General features: G+C 71.1%; 19 protein-coding genes and 2 tRNA genes. 11 read left to right on the top strand and 10 right to left on the bottom strand.

What is annotated here, in order from left to right; all coding sequences use genetic code 11:
- Positions 1-14 precede the first annotated feature (14 nt).
- A tRNA-Pro gene (locus ACZ56E_RS25825) sits at positions 15-91 on the bottom strand.
- Positions 92-235: 144 nt separating this feature from the next.
- On the opposite strand from ACZ56E_RS25825, the gene ACZ56E_RS25820 reads away from it, so the two are divergent.
- Positions 236-306: transfer RNA gene (locus ACZ56E_RS25820), tRNA-Gly, on the top strand.
- 61 nt (positions 307-367) lie between these two features.
- Here ACZ56E_RS25820 and ACZ56E_RS25815 read toward each other — a convergent pair.
- Positions 368-562: a hypothetical protein gene (locus ACZ56E_RS25815; RefSeq protein WP_398297777.1), complete on the bottom strand. Its 195-nt coding sequence runs from the start codon at positions 560-562 to the stop codon at positions 368-370.
- 554 nt (positions 563-1,116) lie between these two features.
- Between ACZ56E_RS25815 and ACZ56E_RS25810 the strand changes: the two genes are divergently transcribed.
- Positions 1,117-2,325, top strand: a complete 1,209-nt coding sequence (locus ACZ56E_RS25810; RefSeq protein ID WP_471217676.1) for an acyltransferase family protein — start codon at positions 1,117-1,119, stop codon at positions 2,323-2,325.
- Positions 2,326-2,332: 7 nt separating this feature from the next.
- Here ACZ56E_RS25810 and ACZ56E_RS25805 read toward each other — a convergent pair whose 3' ends face one another.
- The 3 genes from ACZ56E_RS25805 to ACZ56E_RS25795 are packed head-to-tail and all read right to left on the bottom strand — an operon-like array spanning position 2,333 to position 6,041.
- Complete coding sequence (locus ACZ56E_RS25805; RefSeq protein WP_471217790.1) at positions 2,333-2,767, bottom strand: HD domain-containing protein; 435 nt, start codon at positions 2,765-2,767, stop codon at positions 2,333-2,335.
- Positions 2,767-5,223 carry an FtsX-like permease family protein gene (locus ACZ56E_RS25800; protein ID WP_471217675.1) on the bottom strand — a complete coding sequence of 819 codons (2,457 nt, stop codon included), beginning with the start codon at positions 5,221-5,223 and terminating at the stop codon, positions 2,767-2,769. Before ACZ56E_RS25800 ends, ACZ56E_RS25805 begins: the two co-directional genes overlap by 1 nt.
- The gene (locus ACZ56E_RS25795) at positions 5,223-6,041 is read right to left on the bottom strand and encodes an ABC transporter ATP-binding protein (RefSeq protein ID WP_471217673.1); all 819 of its coding nucleotides are present in this window, start codon (positions 6,039-6,041) and stop codon (positions 5,223-5,225) included. The genes ACZ56E_RS25800 and ACZ56E_RS25795 overlap by 1 nt, the downstream gene beginning before the upstream one ends.
- A 254-nt stretch (positions 6,042-6,295) precedes the next feature.
- Here ACZ56E_RS25795 and ACZ56E_RS25790 point away from each other — a divergent pair, with 254 nt between their 5' ends.
- On the top strand, positions 6,296-7,471 hold the full coding sequence (locus ACZ56E_RS25790) for a cation:proton antiporter (protein ID WP_471217671.1): 1,176 nt from the start codon (positions 6,296-6,298) through the stop codon (positions 7,469-7,471).
- Between the two features lie 18 nt (positions 7,472-7,489).
- Here ACZ56E_RS25790 and ACZ56E_RS25785 read toward each other — a convergent pair whose 3' ends face one another.
- Complete coding sequence (locus ACZ56E_RS25785; RefSeq protein WP_468601160.1) at positions 7,490-8,674, bottom strand: PP2C family protein-serine/threonine phosphatase; 1,185 nt, start codon at positions 8,672-8,674, stop codon at positions 7,490-7,492.
- A 129-nt stretch (positions 8,675-8,803) separates the two neighbouring features.
- On the opposite strand from ACZ56E_RS25785, the gene ACZ56E_RS25780 reads away from it, so the two are divergent.
- Positions 8,804-10,033, top strand: coding sequence for a GNAT family N-acetyltransferase (locus ACZ56E_RS25780; RefSeq protein ID WP_471217669.1), 1,230 nt, complete (start codon positions 8,804-8,806; stop codon positions 10,031-10,033).
- 32 nt (positions 10,034-10,065) lie between these two features.
- On the opposite strand, the gene ACZ56E_RS25775 is transcribed toward ACZ56E_RS25780, so the two are convergent.
- Together ACZ56E_RS25775 and ACZ56E_RS25770 are read right to left on the bottom strand one after the other, a co-directional pair.
- Positions 10,066-10,878, bottom strand: a complete 813-nt coding sequence (locus ACZ56E_RS25775; protein ID WP_471217667.1) for an Fpg/Nei family DNA glycosylase — start codon at positions 10,876-10,878, stop codon at positions 10,066-10,068.
- Positions 10,879-10,969: 91 nt separating this feature from the next.
- Positions 10,970-11,455 (bottom strand): ribose-5-phosphate isomerase, encoded by a 486-nt coding sequence (locus tag ACZ56E_RS25770; RefSeq protein WP_471217665.1) that lies wholly within the window; start codon positions 11,453-11,455, stop codon positions 10,970-10,972.
- Positions 11,456-11,660: 205 nt separating this feature from the next.
- Here ACZ56E_RS25770 and ACZ56E_RS25765 point away from each other — a divergent pair, with 205 nt between their 5' ends.
- Positions 11,661-13,109: an amino acid permease gene (locus ACZ56E_RS25765; protein WP_471217663.1), complete on the top strand. Its 1,449-nt coding sequence runs from the start codon at positions 11,661-11,663 to the stop codon at positions 13,107-13,109.
- A gap of 215 nt (positions 13,110-13,324) precedes the next feature.
- Complete coding sequence (locus ACZ56E_RS25760) at positions 13,325-14,584, top strand: FAD-binding oxidoreductase (protein WP_471217789.1); 1,260 nt, start codon at positions 13,325-13,327, stop codon at positions 14,582-14,584.
- 24 nt (positions 14,585-14,608) lie between these two features.
- On the opposite strand, the gene ACZ56E_RS25755 is transcribed toward ACZ56E_RS25760, so the two are convergent.
- Positions 14,609-15,187: a biotin transporter BioY gene (locus ACZ56E_RS25755; protein WP_398297800.1), complete on the bottom strand. Its 579-nt coding sequence runs from the start codon at positions 15,185-15,187 to the stop codon at positions 14,609-14,611.
- A gap of 262 nt (positions 15,188-15,449) precedes the next feature.
- Here ACZ56E_RS25755 and ACZ56E_RS25750 point away from each other — a divergent pair, with 262 nt between their 5' ends.
- The 3 genes from ACZ56E_RS25750 (at position 15,450) to ACZ56E_RS25740 (ending at position 19,308) form a co-directional block, all read left to right on the top strand.
- Positions 15,450-16,868 (top strand): amino acid permease, encoded by a 1,419-nt coding sequence (locus tag ACZ56E_RS25750; RefSeq protein ID WP_471217661.1) that lies wholly within the window; start codon positions 15,450-15,452, stop codon positions 16,866-16,868.
- A 135-nt stretch (positions 16,869-17,003) separates the two neighbouring features.
- On the top strand, positions 17,004-18,425 hold the full coding sequence (locus tag ACZ56E_RS25745) for an amino acid permease (protein ID WP_471217659.1): 1,422 nt from the start codon (positions 17,004-17,006) through the stop codon (positions 18,423-18,425).
- 232 nt (positions 18,426-18,657) lie between these two features.
- The gene (locus ACZ56E_RS25740; protein WP_362339562.1) at positions 18,658-19,308 is read left to right on the top strand and encodes a superoxide dismutase; all 651 of its coding nucleotides are present in this window, start codon (positions 18,658-18,660) and stop codon (positions 19,306-19,308) included.
- A gap of 170 nt (positions 19,309-19,478) precedes the next feature.
- Here the strand turns inward: ACZ56E_RS25740 and ACZ56E_RS25735 are convergent, their stop codons facing one another.
- A complete protein-coding gene (locus ACZ56E_RS25735) occupies positions 19,479-20,120 on the bottom strand; it encodes a mycothiol-dependent nitroreductase Rv2466c family protein (protein WP_471217657.1) in 642 nt (213 codons plus the stop codon).
- Between the two features lie 196 nt (positions 20,121-20,316).
- On the opposite strand from ACZ56E_RS25735, the gene pepN reads away from it, so the two are divergent.
- A complete protein-coding gene (gene pepN / locus ACZ56E_RS25730; protein WP_471217655.1) occupies positions 20,317-22,893 on the top strand; it encodes an aminopeptidase N in 2,577 nt (858 codons plus the stop codon).
- Between the two features lie 209 nt (positions 22,894-23,102).
- Positions 23,103-24,170 carry a hypothetical protein gene (locus ACZ56E_RS25725; RefSeq protein ID WP_471217653.1) on the top strand — a complete coding sequence of 356 codons (1,068 nt, stop codon included), beginning with the start codon at positions 23,103-23,105 and terminating at the stop codon, positions 24,168-24,170.
- Positions 24,171-24,222 lie beyond the last annotated feature (52 nt).

Raw genomic sequence — 24,222 nt, 5'->3', positions numbered from 1 at the left:
GGGGAGGAACAAGGTGGTCGGGGTGGCGGGATTTGAACCCACGGCCTTCCGCTCCCAAAGCGGACGCGCTACCAAGCTGCGCCACACCCCGTCGGTGCGACACGTAGGGTACATGCCCGCAGGCAGTGCGGCTCCCGGTTAAACGGGGCCGGATGTGAGGGGGCACGTGCGCCGGGGCCCGGGGACCCGCTACGATGCCTGTCGTGCCGCGGCTTCCGCCCGTGGCGCGAACTGTGCGGGCGTAGCTCAATGGTAGAGCCCTAGTCTTCCAAACTAGCTACGCGGGTTCGATTCCCGTCGCCCGCTCTTCGGAGGAAACCCCAGGCCGGCCACGGTCTGGGGTTTCGCCGTTCCAGAAGCCGATCGGTCAGAAGCTGATCGAGTTGATGGTCTCCGCCACTTCGTTGAGAAAGCGGTTTATGGACGGAGCCATGCCCGTGGAGGCGAGGAAGAAGCCGAAGAGCACCGCGACGATCGCGGGGCCCGTCTTGAGCGATCCCCCTCGGATCAGCACCACAAGGATGATCGCCAACAGCAGCACCACTGACAGCGAAATGGCCACACTGATCACACCCTAGGTCGGTCGCTCTCCCGGCCCGGGGGGTACGGCCCCGCACACCCCCGCCAGAAACCATCGTGCCACCAACAGGCCCCCTCCATGCGGCCGGTGACACATCGTCGGCCAACGCTTTCCGACCCCGGCGCGCGGGGGCGCCCTACGGGGGCCCGCGCGGCGCACCGTCGCACAGCAATTCGACGACTTGCGGACACCGTGAATTCCAGGTGATCGTTGCCATCGCCACACACGACGTTCGCAAGAAATTCCAATTCGGCCAACCGGACATTTCACCGGTGTCACCCGGGGGTGTTATGCACCATTTAAACCGGATGAGTTGTGACGTACCGGACGCGCTGCGCGTGCATACTGCCACATCTCTTTGTCGACTCTCTTTGTCACTGCAACCGATTCCCGGGGATTGAGTCGACGAAAGCGACGGGGGTTTTACGAATACACCGGGGCGACGCTAGGGTGCCTCAGATGTTCCACGCTGCCACCACCCCCGCAGGCGCAGTGCGGTCCCGGATCGTCTCACCGAGCTCGTGGTGGGAGGGCCTGTGACCAACTCGGTGCACCCGCACGGACGCCACCGGGCGCCGCTCCCCCCGGCCCAGGTGCCGGCGGCCGGAGTCACCATCCCCCGCGCCCCCCACCCGACCCCGCAGGCCACCGCCACAGCTCCCCCCACCCCGGTCGGCCGCAGCACCGCCCAGAGCGCGACGAAGCCCGCCAAGCAGCGGGACGCGTTCTTCGACAACGCCAAGTACCTGGCGATCGTCCTCGTGGCGATGGCCCACGCATGGGAACCCCTGACGGATCACAGCCGCGCCGCCGAGGCGCTGTATATGACCGTCTACACCTTCCACATGCCGGCGTTCATCGTGATCTCCGGCTACTTCTCGCGCAGTTTCGACATGCGTCCCGACCGGCTGCAGCGGCTCGTGACCGGCGTCGCCGTGCCGTACGTCGTCTTCGAGGTCGCGTACAGCCTCTTCAAGCGCTGGGCCGACGACGACCCCGGCCATCCGATCAGCCTGCTCGACCCCTGGTACCTCACCTGGTTCCTGGTCGCCCTCTTCGTGTGGCGGCTCACCGTGCCGCTGTGGAAGATCGTGCGCTGGCCGGTGCCGCTCGCGCTGGCCGTCGCCATGCTCGCGGTGATCTCGCCCGACATCGGCGACGACCTCGATCTGCAGCGCGTCCTGCAGTTCATGCCGTTCTTCGTGCTCGGCCTCTTCATGAAGCCCGAGTACTTCCAGCTGGTGCGCCGCCGTGAGGTGCGGATCCTGTCCGTGCCGGTCTTCGCCGCCGCGGTGCTCCTGGCCTACTGGGCGGCGCCCCGGATGACCTCCGTGTGGTTCTACCGCCGCGACAGCGCCCAGGAGCTGGGCGTGCCGTGGTGGGTCGGCATCGTGATGACGCTGGCGCTCTTCGGCTGTTCCGTCGTCCTCACCGCGTGCTTCTTCGCGTGGGTGCCGCGCCGCAAGATGTGGTTCACGATCCTCGGCGCCGGCACGCTCTACGGCTATCTGCTGCACGGCTTCCTCGCCAAGGGCTCCCGCTTCTGGGGCTGGTTCGAGAATTACGAGTGGCTGCACAAGCCGCTCGGCGAGATCTTCGTGACGGCGGTCGCCGCGACGGTCGTCACCCTGCTGTGCACTCCTCCGGTGCAGAGGATGTTCCGCTTCGCGATGGAGCCCAAGATGGAGTGGGCCTTCAAGCGGGACGCGGCGCAACTCGCCCGGGAGCGGGGCAGGTCCGGCTAGCGGGTCCTCAGCCGATCCCCAACAGGGCGCGCATGGTGGCGTACTTCGCCGTCAGGCGCGCCCTTGTCGTCGCGTCGAGCACCGCGAGGCGGGCCGGGTCCGCGTTGTGGGCCAGGTCCGCCTCCTTCACGAGGCGGGCGCCGGGGGTGGCGAGAATGCGTTCCGCGTACGACTCCTTGGACTCCCCCGCGCGCTTGGTGAGCGCCAGGACGATGTCCTTCGTGCGCGGGGCGAGGGGGGCCTCGCGCAGCCAGCGCTCCGACAGGGCGTCGTCCTCGACGGAGTCGTGCAGCCAGGCCGCGGCGATCTGCTCGTCGTCGCCGCCCCTCGCCCGCACCCCGTCGGCCACGGCCCGCAGATGCTCGGCGTAGGGGCGGCCCGCCTTGTCGGTCTGGGCGGCGTGGGCCTCGCGGGCGAGGGCTTCCACCTCGAGTAGGGACATCACGCGGTGGACTTTAGCGCCGCCCGCGCCGGGATCGTCGCCGAGGCCAGCCCCAGGACCAGGATTGCGCCCACGAAGGAGCCGTACGTCAGCGGCGGGATGTACGGGGACTCGCCGGTCAGGCCCTTCATCATCGGGACGAGCGTGGCGAGGGCGATCGCCGAGCCGATGACGATGCCTGCGCAGGCGACGAGCAGCGCCTCCCAGCGGATCATGTGCATCACCTGGCGGCGCGTGGAGCCGATCAGGCGCAGCGTGCCGAGTTCGCGGCGGCGGTCGAGGACCGTCATCACCAGGGTGTTGACCGCGGCGACGGCCGCGAAGCCGCCGAGCACGGCCGCCATCGTGGTGTTGGCCCAGGCGTTGAGCTCGCGGTCGAGGGACTGGGCGGTGGCGTAGCCGTCGCGGTCCTGGAGGGTGCCGAGGCCGGCGAGGGCCTGCTCCGAGCCGCCCTTCGTCCAGATCTCGGTGGTGAAGGACGAGGTGACGTGCTGCTTCAGGTCGGCCGCGGGCAGGGTCGCCTGGGAGAGGCCGAGGCCCCTGCCGTACGTCGCCACGACCTTCGGTGTGGCCTTGGTGCCGTCGGGCAGGCGGATGTCGATGCGGTCGCCGACCTTCACGTGCGCCGACCGGGCGAGGTTGGCGTCGATCGCGATCTCGCCCCTGCCGAGTCGCAGGGCGCCCGTCTCGACCTTCAGGTCCTGGACCTTCGCGAGGTCGGCGGCGGAGCCGGTGATGCCCTGCGCCGACGCCGACTCCAGCCAGCGGTCGCCGCCGGAGCCGACGGGGACGAGCACGGAGGTCTTGAGCAGACCGACGGCGGAGGTGACCCCGTCGGCGTCGGCGGCCTTCGTCACGGCACCCGGGGCGAGGCCCGCGTCGGAGGTGACGATGTGGTCGGCGGTGATGCCCTCGCGCTGCTGGTCGGCGGCGACCCGGTCCTCGCTGGTGTGCATGAAGACGAGGACGGAGGAGAAGGCCATGGCGAGGACGATCGGGGTGATCGCCGAGGCGAGGCGGCGGGCGTTCGTACGGGAGTTGGCGGCGGCCAGTGCGGCGGAGGCTCCGGCGCCGCGCAGCGGGAGGCCGAAGAGAGCCGCGCAGCCGCGGGCCACCAGCGGGCCGAGGAGGGCCACGGCGAGCATGAAGAGCATGACGACGCCGAGCGCCGCGTTCGCCGCGTCCTCGCCGGTGTTGTTCGCGGCGAAGCCCGCGAAGACCGCGCCGCCGACGGCGGCGGCGACGCCCAGCGGCGTACGGATCCAGCCGAGCGGCAGCCGCTCCACGGAGGCCTCGCTGAGTGCCTGCCCCGGCTTGATGCGGGAGGGGCGGCGGGCGGCCATGTACCCGGCGCCGAGTGCGGTGAGGACGGCGACGCCGACGGCGGCGACGAGCGGGATGAAGGAGACGGACAGGTCGACGGCCTCAGGGACCGCGCCCTTCTCCTTCAGCTGCCCGAACCACCAGGTGGCCAGGGCGATGCCGGGCAGCACGCCGACCGCGCCCGCGACCGGTGCGACGAGCAGGGTCTCGGTGGCGATGGTGCGGCGGATCTGGCGCGGGGTGGTGCCGATGGCGCGCAGCAGCGCGTATTCGCGGGCGCGCTGGCCGACCGAGAGCGCGACGGTGCCGGCCGAGGTGAAGACGGCGGTGAGCGCGGCGATGCCGCCGAAGGAGCCGCCGAGGGCGGTGAGGAGTTCCTTGGCGTAGGCGAGCTCGGAGCCCTCGGCCGCGCTGCGGTCGTCGCCGGTGTGGACGTCGGCCTTCTTGCCGAGGGCGTGCGCCACCTGTGACTTGAGGGTGTCGGCCGGGACGCCCGCCTTGGGCAGGACGGCGATGGCGTCGACGCGGCCGGGGTGCCCGGAGAGGCGGACGGCCTCGGTGTCGGCGAACCAGGCGGTGGGCGCGCCCTGTTGGTTCCGTACCGTGCCGGACACGCGGAAGTCGCGGGGTCCGTCGGCGGTGGTGAGCGTGGTGCGGTCGCCGACGGAGGCGCCGGGTGCGGCGAGGACGACCTCGCCGGGGTGCGGGGCGCGGCCCGCGGACAGCTTCTCGCCGGTGAAGGCGGTGGAGCCCCAGCCGTGTGCGGTGACGTCCTTGCCGCCGGAGTGCACGGGGAAGGTGACGTCGGGGACGGCGGCGCGGGCGCCGGGCACCGCACCGGCCTTCGCGACCAGGGAGTCGTCGAGCCGCGCCCGGTCGGGCAGCGGGGTGTTCGACTCGGACCTGCTGTCGCCGCTGCCGGTGACGAAGTGGGCGGACTGGTCGGCGGCGGCGACCACGGGGGCGCCCGCGTAGCGCTCGGACGGCATGGAGGCGCGCAGCCCCGTCTCCAGGAGGATGCCGCAGGCGGCCACGATCAGCGAGGCCATCATCAGGGCGACGAAGGTGCCGGCGAACGCGGCGGGTTTGAAGCGGACGGCCGCGCGGGCGAGGCCGTTGGGCACGTACGCCATTACGCGGCCACCCCCGCGTAGGAAGGCGTGGTGAGGGCCGTCATGCGGGCGGCGATCTGTGCGGCGGAGGCGCGCTCCAGGCGGTCGACGAGGGAGCCGTCGGCGAGGAAGAGGACGCGGTCGGCGTAGGCCGCGGCGGCCGGGTCGTGGGTGACCATGACGACGGTGGCGCCCATTCCGTCGACGGCGGAGCGCAGCAGGGCGAGGATCTCGGTGGCCGTGGTGGTGTCCAGGGCGCCGGTCGGCTCGTCGGCGAAGATCACGTCGGGTTGGGTGACCAGGGCGCGGGCGATGGCGACGCGCTGCTGCTGGCCGCCGGAGAGCTGGCCGGGGCGGCGGCGCGCCTTGTCGCCGAGGCCGACGCGGGTGAGCATCTCGGCGGCCTTGCGGCGGTCGGGGCGGTGTCCCGCGAGGCGCATCGGCAGGACGACGTTCTGCTCGACGGTCAGCGACGGCAGCAGGTTGAAGGCCTGGAAGACGAAGCCGAGGCGGGTGCGGCGCAGGGCGGTGAGCTTGTTCTCGCTCATGCCGGTGATCTCGGTGCCGCCGAGGCGGACGGTGCCGGCGCTCGGCCGGTCGAGGCCCGCGGCGCACTGCAGGAAGGTGGACTTGCCGGAGCCGGAGGGCCCCATGACGGCGGTGAAGCTGCCGCGGGGCAGGGCGAGGTCGATGCCGGCGAGGGCGTGCACGGCGCCGGAGCCGCGGCCGTACTGGCGGCGGACGCCCCGGAGCTCGACGGCCCAGTCGCCGTGTGCCGGCGCGCCGACGACGCGTACGTCCTCCTCGACGACCTGGTTCTTCTTCCGCCGCAGCCCCATGTCCCTGTCCACCTCTCCGTACGAATTCGACCTCTTGAACGTACGGAGAAGGGGGTGCTGTGGACCATGACGGCTCCCGGCCGATGCCAGGTAGGGGAAACCCCACCCCTCGGCTCACCGGCACCCCTCCGGTCGGCTCACCCGCACCCCCGGGAAACCCTTTGGTAAGCTAACTATTGACGCGTTCTTTACGAACCCTTGACCCGATATCTCGAAGGAGCGGGCCCATCGGACACGCAGACACCCTGATAGCCATGGGCGGAGCCTTTCTCGCCGCCGCCGTCCTCGCCCGTCTCGGCGGCCGCATCGGACTCCCCACCATTCCCCTGTTCATCCTGGCCGGAATCCTCCTCGGCCCGCACACCCCCGGCGTGGTCCTGGTCTCCGACCCCCACGACCTGGAGATGCTCTCGGCGCTCGGCCTGGTCCTGCTGCTCTTCTACCTGGGCCTCGAATTCCACCTGGACGACCTCAAGACCGGCGGCCGCAAGATGGCCCTCGCCGGAGGCACCTATCTCGCCCTGAACGTCGGCGCCGGCCTGGGCTTCGGATTCGCGCTCGGCTGGGGCACCTCCGAAGCGCTGGTCCTCGCCGGAGTGCTCGGCATCTCGTCCTCCGCGATCGTCACGAAGGTCCTGGTCGACACCGGCCGCCTCGGCAATCCGGAGACCAGGCCCATCCTCGGCATCATCGTCGTCGAGGACATCTTCCTGGCCCTCTACCTCGCGGCGCTCCAGCCGATCCTGTCCGGCGCCGACAGCCTCTCGGCGGCCGTGCTCGACGGCGGCAAGGCCTTCGGCTTCCTGCTGCTCCTCGCGCTCGCGGCCCGCTTCGGCACCCGGCTCGTCGGCCGGCTGATGGACACCCGCGACGACGAACTGCTCGTCATCTCCTTCCTCGGCGTCGCCGTCTTCGTCGCCGGAGTCTCCGAGTGGTTCGGTGTGGCCGACGCGATCGGCGCGTTCATGGTCGGTCTGATGCTGGGCAGCACGGCGTCCGGCGACCGCATCCGCAAGCTGGTGCATCCGCTGCGCGACGCGTTCGGGGCGATCTTCTTCTTCGCGTTCGGGCTCTCCATCGACCCCGGCGACCTGCCGGTGGTGCTCTGGCCGGTCCTCGCCGCGGTCGCGGTGACACTCCTGATGAACGTCCTGGCGGGGCTCGGGGCCGCGCGGGTGTACGACTTCGGGGCGGGCCCCGCGGCGAACATCTCCACGACGCTGCTCGCCCGCGGCGAGTTCGCGCTGATCCTCGCCACGATGGCGGCGGGCGCGGGCCTCGACGAGCGGCTCTCCCCCTTCATCGCGGGGTATGTGCTGCTGCTCGCGGTCCTCGGACCACTGGCCGCGGGACGGTCGGAGTGGCTGGCGCGGATCCTGCCGGGTGGCCGGGACCGCGCGGTGACGGAGACGCCTTCACCCGTCCCCTAGGTCGTGCCCGGGGGCGGTTCACGCCTCCCGGCAGATCAGGAGCAGCGCCCTGTCGTCGTTGACGTCCTTCGCGACGGCCTCGATCAGATGCCAGGCCGCGCCGTGGAAGCCCCCCGCCACATAGCGGTCGGCCTCGCCCGTGAGGCGGTCCATGCCCTCGGCGATGTCGCGGTCGGACGTCTCGACGAGGCCGTCCGTGAAGAGCATCAGGACGTCGCCGGGGCGCAGGACGCCTTTGACGGGGTCGAACTGCGCGCCGTCGTAGACACCGAGGAGCGGGCCCTGCCCGGCCTTCTCCTCCCAGCGGCCGCTGCCCGCGCTGAGCTGGAGGCCCGGCGGGTGGCCCGCGGAGAACAGTTCGTAGTCGCCGGTCTCCAGGTCGAGGACGAGGTGGATGGAGGTCGCGAAGCCCTCGTCCCAGTCCTGGCGGAGCAGGTAGCCGTTGGCGGCGGGCAGGAAGGCGTGCGGGGGCAGCGAGCCGAGCAGGCCGCCGAACGCGCCGGAGAGCAGCAGCGCCCGCGACCCCGCGTCCATGCCCTTGCCCGAGACGTCGGTGAGGACGGCCTCCAGGGTGCGGCCGCCGTTCGTGCGGGCCGCGACCACGAAGTCGCCGGAGAAGGACTGGCCGCCGGCCGGGCGCAGCGCCATCTCGCGGTGCCAGCCGCGCGGCAGCTTCGGCAGTTTGCTCTGGACGCGGATGCGTTCGCGCAGGTCGAAGAGCATGGTGCCGCCGCCGCGCCAGGGGACGCCGACCCGGCTGCGGAACTGGGCGATGAGGAGCCCGAAGAAGCCGCAGGCGGCGACCACCAGGACGACGCCGGGTGTGACGCGGGAGGCGCCTTCGGTGTACGGGCCGAGCCGGACGGACTCCACGATGAGGGCCACCGCCGACGCCGCGTAGAGACCGAGCAGGCTGGCGGGGCGCAGCAGCAGGCCGCCCGCGACGATGGGCAGGACGAGCGCGGCCGGTGAGAACCACACGTTGTTGACGATCGTGCAGCAGGTGATCACCGGGACGGTGAGGAGCAGGCCGGCCAGCGCGACCCAGTCGGAGCCGTCGCCGCGGAAGTAGTCGACCCCGGATTTGCGCAGCACGATCCGGGCCCGGTGCACCCTCTTCTTCATCCGGGCCGTGAACGTCTCGGCTTCCGCCCGCCGTTCGCGGTGCGCGCGGCGTGCGCGTCCTGCTCGTCGTACCACCATTGCTCGTGGACCTTATCCAGCGGGCCGCGTACTTCGCACGGGAGGTCCCGGTTGTCCCCCCGCCGGTGGCGCGCCGCGGGGCGTGGAAATCCTGTCGCACCGGGCGTATCGCCCTGGTAGTCATGGCATATGACGACAGACTTGCGCATGCTCGCGAAGACCGAATGGGACACCTGGTACGGGGCGTTGGACGTCGCGTTCGGCGGCGTGCCGGAGGCCCCGGAGGAGCAGGAGCTGTGGCGCGGGCTCGTCGAGTTCGACCGGTCGATGGGCGTGTGGGACGGGGACGCCTGCGTCGGGGCGGCGGGGGCGTTCTCCTTCCGGCTCTCCGTGCCGGGCGGCGCGCTGGTGGACGCGGCGGGCGTGACCATGGTGGGCGTCGCGGCGACGCACCGGCGGCGCGGCATCCTGACGTCGATGATGCGGCGGCAGCTCGACGACGTGCGCGCGCGGGGCGAGGCGCTGGCCGTGCTGACCGCGTCGGAGCCGGCCATCTACGGCCGCTTCGGGTACGGCGCGGCCACCCAGATCCTGCGGGCCGACATCGACACGACCCGGGTCCGGCTGTCCGTCCCGGCCGGTACGGATGACGTATCTCTCCGGTACGCGAAGGCCGCCGACGTCCACGACGCGTGCGAGGCGCTGTACGCACGCCTGGTCACCGGGCGTCCGGGGATGCTGGCCCGGCAGCCGGGCTGGGAGCGGCTCGGGCTGCTCGACCCGAAGGACGACAGGGACGGCGCGTCACCGCTGCAGTGCGTGGTCGCCGAGCGCGCGGGGGAGCTCGTCGGCTATGTGCGGTACGCCATCAAGCCGGAGTGGGACACGAAGGGCCCCAAGGGCGTGGTGAGGGTGCGCGACATCGAGGCACTCGACCCGGCGGCGTACGCGGCGCTGTGGCGGTTCCTCTTCGAGATCGACCTGACGTCGTCGGTCGTCGCCCGGAACCGGCCGGTGGACGACCCGCTGCTCCAGCTCGTCTCGGACGTCCGCCGGTGCGACCTGCGGGTGGCCGACATGCTGCACGTGCGGCTCGTCGAGGTGGGCGCGGCACTGGAGGCGCGGACGTATCAGACGCCCCTGGACGTGGCGTTCGAGGTCGAGGACGCCTTCTGCCCCTGGAACGCGGGGCGTTGGCGGCTCACCGGCGACGCGAAGGGCGCCTCGTGCGAGCGCACGGACGATGCGGCCGATCTCGCCTTGTCCGTGCGGGAGTTGGGCGCCGCCTACCTCGGCGGCACGTCCCTGACGTCCCTGGCGGGCGCGGGCCGGGTGCGCGAACTGCGCCAGGGCGCCCTGGCAGAGGCCTCGGTGGCCTTCGGCTCGCCCGTGGCACCGTGGCTGCCGCACGGGTTCTAGGCGGTTCGGGGCAGCGGGGTCGTGGGCCCGGGTCAGGCCGGGCGCTGGCAGGTCGGGCACCAGAAGAGGTTGCGGGCTGCCAGGTCGGCGGTGCGGATGTCGGTGCCGCAGAGGTGGCAGGGCTGGTTCGCCCTGCGGTAGACGTAGACCTCGCCGCCGTGGTCGTCGACGCGCGGCGGGCGGCCCATCGCCTCCGGGGTGTGCTCGGGCCTGACCGTGTCGATGCGGTTCAGCCGCACTCCCTCGCGCATCAGCTCCACGAGATCCGCCCAGATCGCGGTCCACCGCGCCTCGGTGAGGTCCTTGCCGGGGGTGTACGGGTCGATGCCGTGCCGGAAGAGGACCTCCGCCCGGTAGACGTTGCCGACGCCCGCGATGACCTTCTGGTCCATGAGGAGGGCGGCGACGGTGGTGCGGCTGCGGGAGATGCGGCGGTAGGCCTTCTCCGGGTCGTCCCCGGCCCGCAGCGGGTCGGGGCCGAGGCGGTCGTGTATCGCCCGCTTCTCCTCGTCCGTGATGAGGGCGCAGGTGGTGGGGCCGCGCAGGTCGGAGTAGTACGACTCGGTCAGCAGGCGCAGGCGGACGGTGTCCGTGGGAGGCGGGGCGGGGCACTCGCCGAGGGCGTATTTGCCGAAGAGGCCGAGGTGGATGTGGACCCAGCCGGTCCCGGCGAAACCGAGGAACAGATGCTTGCCGTGGGCCTCGGCGGTGTCCAGCACCTGGCCGGTGAGGAGGGCGGCGCTGTCGGAGAACTTGCCCTGCGGGCTGGTGGCCCGGACCGGGCGGCCCTGGAAGCGTTCCCGGTGGTCGGCCGCCAGCCGGTGAATCGTGTGCCCCTCCGGCACGGTGTCCCTCCGGACGTGAGTACGGAGGGGCTGAGGATCAGCCCCTCCGGCGATTGAGGAGCGGGGTCCGGGGCGGGGCCCCGCGGCCTCGCTACGACTGCGGGTGGTGGGCGGGGATCGCGGGCAGCTCGCCCGTCTCCTCGTACCGCGACAGCATCTCGATGCGGCGCGTGTGACGCTCCTCACCCGAGTACGGCGTGGCCAGGAAGATCTCGACGAACTTCGTCGCCTCCTCCTGGCTGTGCATGCGGCCGCCGATCGAGATCACGTTGGCGTTGTTGTGCTCGCGGCCGAGCGCCGCGGTCTGCTCGCTCCAGGCCAGGGCCGCCCGCACGCCCTTCACCTTGTTCGCGGCGATCTGCTCGCCGTTCCCGGAGCCGCCGATGACGATGCCGAGGGCCTCCGGGTCCGCGGCGGTCCTCTCCGCGGCGCGCAGGCAGAACGGCGGGTAGTCGTCCTGGGCGTCATAGATGTGGGGCCCGCAGTCGACGGGCTCATGGCCATGGCTCTTGAGCCATTCGACCAGGTGGTTCTTGAGTTCGTAGCCGGCATGATCCGAGCCGAGGTACACGCGCATGGGACCGAGTGTGGCATGTCGCGGGGCGGGTAGCCGCGACCGGGCAGGACCTTGATCTTGTCGAGATCTCCCCGGAATCACCCCGGGCGGGACCTTGGTCCAGGCCATTGGCCGGAATACAACGATCCGGATTCAGGACTTCCGTCCCGTTCACCCCTGAGTTTGAATGCGGGGGCTCGTGACCCGAGAACTTAAGGATTCGTCCATGACCTCGCAACCCTCCCTTGCGAAGGCAGACAGCAGCCCCGCATCCCCTGGGGATCCGCAGTCAGGCCAGAGTGGTGACACCGGCGACGGCCTCAAGGCGGGTCTGAAGAACCGCCACCTCTCGATGATCGCCATCGGCGGTGTGATCGGCGCCGGTCTCTTCGTCGGCTCCAGCTCCGGCATCGCCGCCGCCGGGCCCGCGATCCTGATCTCGTACGCCCTCGTCGGCACGATGGTCGTCCTCGTGATGCGGATGCTCGGCGAGATGGCCGCCGCCCGGCCCGCCTCCGGCTCCTTCTCCACCTACGCGGACCAGGCGCTCGGCCGCTGGGCCGGCTTCTCCATCGGCTGGCTGTACTGGTTCTTCTGGGTCGTCGTGCTCGCGGTGGAGGCCACCGCAGGCGCCGTCATCCTCAACGGCTGGATACCCGCCGTCCCGCAGTGGGGCTGGGCGCTGATCGTGATGGTCGTCCTCACCGCGACGAACCTCGTGTCGGTGGGCTCGTACGGCGAGTTCGAGTTCTGGTTCGCCGGGATCAAGGTCGTCGCCATCGGCGGCTTCGTCGTCATCGGTCTGCTCGCCGTCTTCGGCCTGCTGCCCGGCTCCGACAACCCCGGCGCCGGATTCGCGCACCTCACCGACGCGGGCGGCTTCATGCCCAAGGGCGCGGGCGCCATCCTCACCGGTGTGCTGATGGTCGTCTTCTCCTTCATGGGCAGCGAGATCGTCACCCTGGCCGCCGGCGAGTCCGAGGACCCGCAGCGCGCCGTCACCAAGGCGACGAACAGCGTCATCTGGCGCATCGGCGTCTTCTACCTGGGCTCGATCTTCGTCGTCATCACGCTCCTGCCGTGGAACGACAAGTCGATCACCGAGCACGGCAGTTACGTCGCCGCGCTGAACTCGATCGGCATCCCGCACGCCGGCCAGGTCATGAACGTCATCGTCCTCACCGCCGTGCTCTCCTGCCTCAACTCCGGCCTCTACACCGCCTCCCGCATGGCCTTCTCGCTCGGCCAGCGCGGTGACGCGCCCAAGGCCTTCGCGCGCACCAACGCGCGGGGCGTGCCGATGGCCGCGATCCTCGGCTCCGTCGTCTTCGGTTTCGTCGCCGTCTGGTTCAACTACCAGTGGAAGGACACCGTCTTCGACTTCCTACTCAACTCCTCGGGCGCGGTGGCCCTCTTCGTGTGGCTGATCATCAGCTTCACGCAGCTGCGGATGCGCGGGATCATCCTGCGCGAGGAGCCCGAAAAGCTGGTCGTGAAGATGTGGCTCTTCCCGTATCTGACGTGGGTCACGATCGCGATGATCTCGTTCGTGCTCGTCTACATGCTGACCGACGAGGCGGGACGCAAGCAGGTGCTGCTCTCGCTCCTCGCCGCCGCCTTCGTCGTCGTCTTCTCGCTGGTGCGCGAGAAGGTGCGGCCCAGGACGGCCGCCTGACCTGAATCCCGGTGGAGCACCGGGGCAGTTGACGACGGGTGTTCACGTCTGTGAGGGATGCTCTCCCTGACAGACGAGACACCCGTCTCGACGTATGCAGGCAGAGCGGCGGCCGGACACCGCCCCGCCGCCCAACGGAGGCTCCCGTGGACTTCACCGCACAGCGACTCGTGTTCCGGCCGGGCGAGCCCGGATACGACGAGGAACTCGCCGGAATGCAGACCGGCTTCGCGACGCGGCCCGCCATCGTCTTCGGCGCGGAGAGCGCCGACGACGTCGTCGCAGCGGTGTCGTACGCCGCGGAGGCCGGTCTGCCCGTCGGTGTCCAGGCCACCGGGCACGGTGTGCCGGGAGCGTCCGAGGGCGGCGTCCTCGTCAGTACGCGGCGGATGGACGCCGTGCATGTCGACCCCGGAACGCGCTCCGTCACCGTGGGCGCCGGCGCCCGCTGGGGCCAGGTCGTCGAGGCCGCCGTCGAGCACGGCCTCGCCCCGCCGAACGGCACGGCGCCGAGCGTGGGCGCCGTCTCGTACACCCTCGGCGGCGGACTCGGCATCCTCGGCCGAGAGTTCGGCTACGCGGCCGACCACGTCCGCTCGCTCGACGTCGTGACCGCGGACGGCGTCCTGCGCCACGTCACGGCGGACAGCGACCCCGAGCTCTGCTGGGGGCTGCTCGGCGGCGGCGCGAACCTCGGCGTCGTCACCGGCCTGGAGATCGGTTTGCTGCCGGTGGCCAGGCTGTACGGCGGCGCTGTCGCGTTCGACGGCGGCGCGGTCGACCCGGCCGCCGTGCTGCGCGGCTACGAAGAGTGGACGCGGACCCTGCCCGACGAGGTGACCTCGTCGCTCGCCGCGCTCGTCTACCCGGACCTGCCGCAGCTCCCGCCGCACCTGCGGGGCCGCTACCTCCTCCTGATCCGGGTCGCCTTCACCGGCCCGGCGGCCGAGGGCGAGCGGCTCGTGGCTCCGCTGCGGGAGATCGGGCCCACCGTCTCGGACACGCTGCGCGAGATGCCGTACGCCGAGAGCCCCTCCATCCACGGCGACCCGGACTTCCCGCACGCCTTCTACGGCGACAACGTGCTCCTGAGCGGGCTCGACGTCGACGCGGCCGTCGACGTCCTCGCGCTCGCCGGGCCCGGCGCGGCCACCATGCACGTCCTGCAGCTCAACCACCTGGGCGGGGCCCTGGCGCGGCCCGCGCGGAACGCGGTGCCCTACCGGGAGGCGGGCTGGCTCCTGCGGCTCCTGTCGCCGCTGGACGGCACGGACGTCGAGGCCCAGCGGAAGGTGCACGCGGAGGCGTTCGGGCTCCTGGCGCCGCAGGCCCTGGGGCGCTCCCTGAACTTCGTCTTCGGCGGCAACGACCGGCCGGAGGGGCTGTACGACCCGGAAACGCTGAAGAGGCTCGCCGCGTTGAAGGCCACGTACGACCCGGCGAACCTCTTCAGGCGGAACCACAACATCGGATAGCCCGGCCGGTGGCCGGGCGGGCCGTCAGCGGTCGAGGAGCTTCCACGCCGTGGGCAGCGCGCCCATCGCGAGCGCGGCCTTCAGGGCGTCGCCGATCAGGAAGGGCGTGAGGCCGGCGGCGACGGCCTGGGTCAGCGACATGCCGGTGGCGGCGGCCAGGTACGGGACGCCGACCGCGTAGATGATCGCCGAGCCGAGGACCATCGTGCCCGCCGTGCGCAGCACCGAGCGGTCGCCGCCGCGGCGGGCCAGGGCGCCCACCACCGTGGCGGCGAGCAGCATGCCGAGGACGTAGCCGAGGGACGGGGCCGCGACGCCGGAGCCCGCCTGGGCGAACCACGGCATGCCCGCCATGCCCACGAGGGCGTACAGCGCGAGCGACAGGAAGCCGCGGCGGGCACCCAGCGACGTGCCGACGAGCAGCGCGGCGAAGGTCTGACCGGTCACCGGCACCGGGGAACCCGGCACGGGCACCGCGATCTGGGCGGCGATCCCGGTGAGCGCGGCGCCGCCGAGCACGAGCGCCGCGTCCTTCACGCGGGACGCGGGCAGCAGGTCCGCGAGGACCTGGCCGGGACGGGTGGTGGCAGCGGCGATGCTCATCGGGACTCCGCGGGGACGTGGGCAGGTGGGGAACGCGTCGACGCTATCCCAGGCGGTGGCGCGGGAACACGGTCATCGGCCGACAACCCGGGGGCGGGGCCTTGGTGGGCTCCGTACAAAGCGCTGTCCGTACACCTCGGACGGCGTGACGCTCGTCACGGAGGTCGGCGGGTGGGTGCCCCGTTTTGCGCGAGGGGCGGCTGCCCGGGGAGACTGTGGAGTCCCGCCAAAGTCCTGTGACCCCGAGAGCAGCCTGAGCACCATGCACGACGCACCCCCCGACCGCTCGGAACCCGGCACCGGGGGCATGAAGGAGACGGCGCAGGAGCCGCTCTCCGGCGGTCTCAAACAGCGTCACCTCACCATGCTCGGGCTCGGCGGCGTCATCGGCGCCGGACTGTTCGTGGGGTCGGGGGCGGGGATCTCGGTCGCGGGCCCCGGCATCGTCGTCTCGTATCTGATCGCGGGCGCGCTCGCGATGTGCGTGATGCGGATGCTCGGCGAGATGTCGGCCGCGATGCCCGCCTCCGGTTCCTTCTCCGTGCACGCGGAGCGCGCGCTCGGCCGCTGGGCCGGGTTCAGCGTCGGCTGGCTCTACTGGTTCCTGCTCGTGGTCGTGCTCGCCGTGGAGGCGACCGGCGCCGCGCAGATCGCGCACGGCTGGGCGCCCGCGGTGCCGCAGTGGGCCTGGGTGCTGATCTTCATGCTGGTGTTCACCGCGGCCAACCTCGCCTCGGTGAAGAACTTCGGCGAGTTCGAGTTCTGGTTCGCGGCCCTGAAGGTCTTCGCGATCGTCGCGTTCCTGGTCCTCGGGCTGCTCGCCGTCTTCGGCGTGCTGCCCGACACGGACCCGGTGGGCCTCACCAACCTCACCGGGCAGGGCGGCTTCCTGCCGAACGGCTGGGAGGGCGTCGTCTCCGGCGTCCTCGCCGTCGTCTTCGCGTTCGGCGGCCTGGAGGTCGTGACCATCGCGGCCGCCGAGTCCGACGACCCGGTGCGGTCGGTCGCCCGCGCGGTGCGCAGCGCGGTCTACCGCATCCTCTTCTTCTACGTCGGGTCGATGCTCGTCATCGTGACGGTGCTGCCCTGGACGGCGCAGCAGGCCGGCGCCAGCCCGTATGTGACGGTCCTCGACTCGATCGGGGTGCCGTCCGCCGGGACCATCATGAACATCGTGGTGTTCGTGGCGCTGCTCTCCGCGCTCAACGCCAACCTCTACGGCTCGTCGCGGATGGTCTTCTCGCTGGCCGAGCGCGGCGAGGCGCCGAAGGCCCTCCTGAAGGTGTCCGGCGGCGGGGTGCCGCGCCGCGCGGTCCTCGCGTCCGTCGCCTTCGGCTTCGTGTCCGTCGTCCTCAATCTGAAGTGGCCGGACTCCGTCTTCCTCTACATGCTCAACTCCGTCGGCGCGGTGCTCCTCTTCGTCTGGGCGCTGATCGCGGTCTCGCAGCTGCGGCTGCGCCGGCGCATCGAGCGGGAGGCCCCGGAGCGGCTCGTGCTGCGGATGTGGGCGTTCCCGTATCTGACGTGGGCGGCGCTGGCCGCGATGGCCGTCGTGCTCGGTCTGATGCTGACGGACGAGGGGGCGCGGCCGCAGCTGCTGTGGTCGGCGGGGGCGACGGGGCTGGTCCTGGTGATCGCGGGGCTGCGGGAGTGGCACGCGGCGCGCGTGAACAACAGATGAACTTGATGTGCATGTTTCTTCACGACGTGTGAGCGTCGTGTCCGTATAGCGGTCAAGTGTTCCCTGTCAGCGGTACCGGACCTCAGACTGTGGGCCGCTCGCTCCCCCGTCTCGGCTACTGAACAGGGCACGCCCATGTCTCGGACGTCCACCCAGCAGGACGCAGCACCCGAAGAGGTCCCCAAGGCCGACTCGCCGCTCGTGCACGGCCTCAAGCAGCGGCATCTTTCCATGATCGCCCTCGGCGGCGTGATCGGGGCCGGTCTCTTCGTCGGGTCCGGGGCGGGCATCGCCGCGGCCGGCCCCTCGATCGTCCTCGCCTACGCGCTGTCCGGTGCGCTCGTCATGCTCGTGATGCGCATGCTGGGCGAGATGTCGGCCGCGAACCCGGCGTCGGGCTCCTTCTCGGTCCACGCCGAGCGGGCCATCGGCCCGTGGGCGGGCTTCACCGCGGGCTGGGGCTTCTGGTTCCTGCTCTGCGTCGCCGTCGGCCTGGAGGGCATCGGCGCCGCGGAGATCATGGTGGGCTGGTTCCCCGACACCCAGAAGTGGATGTGGGTCGCCCTCTTCATGCTGGTGTTCTGCGGCGCGAACCTGACGGCCGTGAAGAACTTCGGCGAGTTCGAGTTCTGGTTCGCCGCCCTGAAGGTCGGCGCGATCACGCTCTTCCTCGGCATCGGCGCCCTCGCGATCCTCGGCATCCTGCCGGGATCGGACGTCTCCGCCCCCGGCACGGCCAACCTCACCGGTGAGGGCGGCTTCATGCCGCACGGCACGGACGGCCTGATCATCGGCCTCCTCGCCTCCGTCTTCGCGTACGGCGGCCTGGAGACCGTCACGATCGCCGCCGCCGAGTCCGAGAACCCGGTCAGGAGCGTCGCCAAGGCCGTGCGCACGGCGATGTGGCGCATCGCCGTCTTCTACGTCGGCTCGATGCTCGTCGTCGTCACGCTGCTGCCGTGGGACAACAAGGAAGTCGTCGCCAAGGGCCCGTACGTCGCCACGCTCGACCACCTGGGCATCCCCGGCGCCGGCGAGATCATGAACGTCATCGTCCTGGTCGCCCTGCTCTCCGCGATGAACGCCAACATCTACGGCGCATCGCGCATGTCGTACTCCCTGATCGAGCGCGGCCAGGGCCCGAAGGTGCTCGGCCGTGTCTACAGCGGCGTGCCGCGCCTGGCCGTCCTCGCCTCCTCGGTCTTCGGCTTCGTCTGCGTGCTGCTCAGCTACTGGAGCCCCGACGAGGTCTTCCCCTGGCTGCTCAACATGATCGGCGCGATGATCCTGGTCGTCTGGATCTTCATCGCCGTCTCGCAGCTGATCCTGCGCCGCCGGACGGAGCGCGAGGCTCCGGAGACGCTGGTCGTGAAGATGTGGGGCTTCCCGTTCCTCACCTGGGTGGCGCTGGCCGCAATGGCGTACGTCTTCTACCTGATGACCGACCAGCCGGACACCCGCAAGCAGCTGCTCGCCACGGGCGCGCTGACGCTGGGGCTCGCCGTGATCGGGTTCGTGCGGCAGAAGATGACGGAGAAGCGGGCGGCGGCCGCCTAGGACGTCGCGGCCCCGACGCCTAGGACGTCGCAGCCCCGAAACGTACGAGAAGGCCCCGGACCTCGTGGTCCGGGGCCTTCTCGCGTCCCGGCATGCCCCCGCGGACCTAGGACGAAGGGCTGATCAACTTCTCGGGGTTCCTGCTGCTAGCCTGCACTTGCGAGATAGTTGCAATAAGTTGGGCAACACAACAGCGCACCACAGCAGAGCAGCAGTCGGAGGGCTCGGACTCATGGCCATTTACACGCTTCCTGAACTTCCGTACGACTACGCGGCGCTCGAACCTGTCATCAACCCGCAGATCATCGAGCTGCACCACGACAAGCACCACGCGGCGTACGTGAAGGGCGCGAACGACACCCTTGAGCAGCTGGAGGAGGCTCGCGACAAGGAGACGTGGGGCGCCATCAACGGCCTGGAGAAGAACCTGGCCTTCCACCTCTCCGGCCACATCCTGCACAGCATTTACTGGCACAACATGAACAGCCCGAAGGACGGTGGCGGCGGCGAGCCGCTGGCCGCCGACGGTGTGGGCGACCTGGCGGACGCGATCACCGAGTCCTTCGGCTCCTTCGCCAAGTTCAAGGCCCAGCTGACCAAGGCCTCGGCGACGACGCAGGGCTCCGGCTGGGGCGTGCTCGCCTATGAGCCGCTCAGCGGCCGCCTCATCGTCGAGCAGGTCTACGACCACCAGGGCAACGTCGGCCAGGGCTCGACGCCGATCCTGGTCTTCGACGCCTGGGAGCACGCCTTCTACCTGCAGTACAAGAACCAGAAGGTCGACTTCATCGAGGCCATGTGGCAGGTCGTCAACTGGCAGGACGTGGCGAAGCGTTACGCCGCCGCGAAGGAGCGGGTCAACAGCCTGCTGCTCGCCCCGTGAGCCAGGGCTGTCGTCCGCTCCCCCGGCTGACAGCCCGTGAAGATCCTGCCTCGTGATCGTCTTCTCAACCTTCACCGAGGCGGGTGAATGAAGGAAAGGCCCCCGTGAGGACGTGACTCACGGGGGCCTTTCGGTATGTGCCGGCGAGCGGGCGTGGCTGTGGGTGTGGCTCAGTCGAAGATCGGGCCCTGGGTGCGGGTCCGCTTGATCTCGTAGAAGCCCGGGGTCGACGCCACGAGCAGCGTGCCGTCCCAGAGCCTCGCCGCGGCCTCGCCCTTGGGGGCCGGGGTGACGACGGGGCCGAAGAAGGCGACCTGGCCGCCGTCGGCGCCGGGGACGGCGATGACGGGCGTGCCGACCTCCTGGCCGACCTTGTCGATGCCCTCCTTGTGGGAGGCGCGCAGCTCCGTGTCGTACGCGTCCGAGTCCATGTACTCGACGAGGTCGGCGGGCAGGCCGACGTCCTCCAGGGCGCCGACGACGGCCTCGCGCGTCGCGCCCTCGCCGCGGTTGTGGAAGCGGGTGCCGAGCGCGGTGTAGAGCTTGCCGGTGATCTCGTCGCCGTGCTTCTGCTGGGCGGCGATGACGACGCGGACGGGACCCCACGCCTGGGTCTCCAGCATCTCGCGGTACTCCTCGGGCAGCTCGTCGAGCTTGTCCTCGTTCAGGACGGCGAGGCTCATCACATGCCAGCGGACCTCCACGTCGCGGACCTTCTCGACCTCGAGCATCCAGCGCGACGTCATCCACGCCCAGGGGCACAGCGGGTCGAACCAGAAGTCGACGGGGGTCTTGCTGCCGTTCTCTGACATGTCTCTCCCTAGGGAATCCGTTCGCATCTGGCCGGGGAAACGTCAGTGGCGCACCGGGGCATTCCCGGATGTCGGCCGCAGACGGCACATGCGAGGATCGTAGACATTCGTACGAGTCACGCGAGTCACGCGGATCGAGTCGACTCGTGCCGATCATGCGAATCACAGTCATGCGAGTCACAAGGGAGTGCCGCCCGTGCCCGGTGAGAATCTGTCCCGCGACGAGGCCCGCGAGAGGGCCGCGCTGCTCTCCGTCGAGGGGTACGAGGTCTTCCTCGACCTGCGGTCGGCGGTCGGCGAGAGCGGTCAGGAGCCGCGCACGTTCCGCTCGGTCACCACGATCCGGTTCCGCAGCGCCGAGCCGGGCGCCGCGACCTTCGCGGACCTGATCGCACCGAGCGTCACGGCCCTCTCGCTCAACGGCAAGGACCTGGACCCCTCCGAGGTCTTCGACGGCACCAGGATCACCCTGGAGGACCTCGCCGAGGAGAACGAACTGGTGGTGGACGCCCAGTGCGCCTACAGCCGCACCGGTGAGGGCATGCACCGCTTCGTCGACCCGGAGGACGGCGAGGTCTATCTCTACACGCAGTACGAGCCCGCGGACTCCCGCCGCGTCTTCGCCAACTTCGAGCAGCCCGACCTGAAGGCGCCCTACCGCTTCTCGGTGCAGGCCCCCGAGGGCTGGACCGCGTGGTCCAACGGCGTGGGTGAACTGTCCGACGGCGTGTGGCGGTTCGCCGAGACGAAGCCGATCTCGACGTACATCACGGCGGTCGTCGCGGGCCCCTATCACTACGTCACCGATTCGTACACGCGCGTCCTCGACGACGGCACCCGCCTGGAGATCCCGCTCGGCGCGATGTGCCGCAAGGGCCTCGCCCCGCACTTCGACGCCGACGACGTCTTCCTGGTCACCAAGCAGGGCCTGGACTTCTTCCACGACAACTTCGACTACCCGTACCCCTTCGGGAAGTACGACCAGGCGTTCGTGCCGGAGTACAACCTCGGCGCGATGGAGAACCCGGGCCTGGTGACCTTCCGCGAGGAGTTCATCTTCCGCGGCAAGGTGACCCAGGCGTCGTACGAGCGCCGGGCCAACGTCATCCTGCACGAGATGGCCCACATGTGGTTCGGCGACCTCGTCACCATGCGCTGGTGGGACGACCTGTGGCTCAAGGAGTCCTTCGCCGACTTCATGGGTTCCTTCTCGATGGTGGAGGCGACCCGCTTCACCAACGGCTGGATCACCTTCGCCAACAACCGCAAGGCCTGGGCCTACCGCGCCGACCAGCTGCCCTCCACCCACCCGGTCACGGCCGACATCCGCGACCTGGAGGACGCCAAGCTCAACTTCGACGGGATCACGTACGCGAAGGGCGCCTCGGTCCTCAAGCAGCTCGTGGCGTACGCGGGCCGTGACGCGTTCCTGGAGGGCGCCCGCCGCTACTTCAAGCGGCACGCGTACGGCAACACGGTCCTCGGCGACCTCCTCTCGGTCCTGGAGGAGACGTCCGGGCGCGACATGGGTTCCTGGGCGCGGTCCTGGCTCCAGACGGCCGGCGTCAACACCCTGACGCCACAGGTCATCCTGAACGCGGAAGGACGCATCACCGAGCTCTCCGTCCTCCAGGAAGCCGCCGAGTCCCACCCCGAACTCCGCCCGCACCGCGTCGCCGTGGGCCTCTACCGCCGCACGCCGGACGGCGACCTGGAGCGTTACGCCCGCGCGGAGATCGACGTCGACGGGCCGCGCACCGTCGTGGCCGAGCTGGCCGGGGAGGCCGCCCCCGAGCTCGTCCTGGTCAACGACGACGACCTGACCTACTGCAAGATCCGCTTCGACGAGAACTCCCTCGACACGCTGCGGGACCACCTCGGCGACATCACCGACCCGCTGGCCCGCGCCCTGTGCTGGTCCGCTCTGTGGAACCTCACGCGGGACGGTCTGATGCCCGCGCGCGACTTCATCGGTCTCGTGCTCCGCTTCGCCGGGCGCGAGAGCGACATCGGCGTGCTCCAGATGCTCCACGCCTGGGTGCGCTCCGCCCTCACGCACTACGCCGCGCCGGAGTGGCGCGAGGAGGGCGCCCGGGCGCTCGCCGAGGGTGCGCTGCGGGAGCTGCGGATCGCGGCGCCGGGCAGCCAGCACCAGCTGACGTGGGCGCGGTTCTTCGCCGCGGTGGCGTCGTCGCCCGCCGACCTGCAGCTGTTGCAGGGGCTGTTGGCGGGCAGCGCGAAGATCGACGGTCTGGACGTCGACCAGGAGCTGCGCTGGGCGTTCCTGAACCCGCTGGCCGCGCACGGCGTCGCCGACGAGGAGGTCCTCGCCGCCGAGCTGGCCAGGGACGACACGGCGTCCGGCAAGCGGCACCAGGTGCGGTGCCTGGCCGCGCGACCCTCGGCGGCGGTCAAGGCGCAGGCGTGGGCCTCCGTGGTCGAGTCCGACGCGCTGTCGAACGCGCTGGTCGAGGCGACCATCTCGGGCTTCACACAGCCGTCGCAGCGGGAGCTCGTCGCGCCGTACGCGGCGAAGTACTTCGCCGCCATCGAGCGGGTGTGGGCGGAGCGGTCCATCCAGATCGGCATGGACGTGGTGAAGGGCCTCTTCCCGCATCTGCAGGGGGACACGGCGACGCTCGCGGCAGCGGACGAGTGGCTCGGCGCCCGCGAGGAGGCCGCGCCGGCCCTGCGCCGCCTGGTTTGGGAGGCGCGCGACGACCTGGCCCGCGCGCTGCGGGCACAGGCGTGCGACGCGGGGGCTGCGGTCTAGATCGCTCCGAGGCCGTGCGGGCGTTCCGCGGTGCCTCACGGTGCTTCATGGGCACGGTGGGGCGCCCGCGGGCGCAGGTCAGAGGTGGCGGTTGGTGCGGGCACTCATCGGTTGTCGAACGCCCGTGCTTTAGGGCGAGCTTGTCCGGGTTTGTCGACGGGCTTGTAACAGCGGTTAGCGGGGTGACCGGGCGAGGGAACGACCGGGTCATGAACCACAACTCCCCGCTCTCGCCCCTCCCTCTCCCCCTCCCGCTCCGGCATCTCGCCGACGCCCGGCCCCGCGTCATGAGCACCGCCCAGCTCGGCGAGTACGGCGTCTCCGCCGCGGACGCCGGTGCCCACTGCCGTCCCGGCGGCCCCTGGCAGCAACTGCTGCCGGGCGTCTGTCTGCTGCACCCGGGGCCGCCGACCAGCGAGGAGCGGCTGCACGGCGCGCTCCTGTACGCAGGGCGGCCGCCGGCCAGGCAGGCCGGGGGCGTGCCCGCCCAGCCCCGCGCGGGCGAGCCGCACGCCACGTACGCGGACGCGATGATCACGGGCCTCGCCGCGCTCGCCCTGCACCGCTTCTCGTCCGCTCCCCCGCTGCTCTCCCTGGACCGCATCGACGTCCTGGTGCCCCGCACCCGGCGCCTGCGTTCGGCGGGGTTCGCCGGGCTCGTGCGCACCCCGGCGATGCCGACGTCGCAGCAGATCACGGGCGTGCCGGTCGCTCCCGTGCCGCGTGCCCTCGCGGACGCCGTGGCGCAGCTCTCCGATGCGGGTGCGGTGCGCCGGCTGCTCACCGAGGCGGTGCGCGGCGGGCACTGCGAACCGGCCGCCGTCGTGCGGGAGTTGAACCTCGCGCGACTGCTGACCCGGCCGCATGTGGTGGACGCCGTGGACTCGCTGCTCGCCGAGGGGCGGGCCATCGCCGAGGACCGGCTGTACCGGATGGTCGACGAGCACGGGCTGCCCGCCCCGTTGTGGAACGTCGACCTGCGTCTGCCCGGCGGTCCGCCGCTCGGCGGTGTCGACGCGTACTGGCCCGACCAGGCCGTGGCGGTGGAGCTGGACACGCGGGCGCCCCGCCAGGGCCTCCGGCAGGACGACGACACGCAGTGGTCCGAGTACGTCCGCAAGCGGGAGCACCTGGAGCGTCTTGGCATCACCGTCGTCCACATCACCCCGAGGAAGCTCAGGGACGCGCTGGAGCAGCAGGCCACCGTGGTGCGGACCGCGTTGATGGCGTCGACGGACCGTGACCCGGCGGCGTATGTCGTGGTGCTGCCCCGATGACACGGGCGCCGTCGGCCGCTGTCCGACGGCTCCCTGTCGCTCCCGGTGCCCC

It is taken from the genome of Streptomyces sp. NPDC039480, assembly GCF_055597165.1.
Note: the sequence above shows the minus strand (reverse complement) of the source record. Positions and strands in the feature narration are given on the sequence as shown.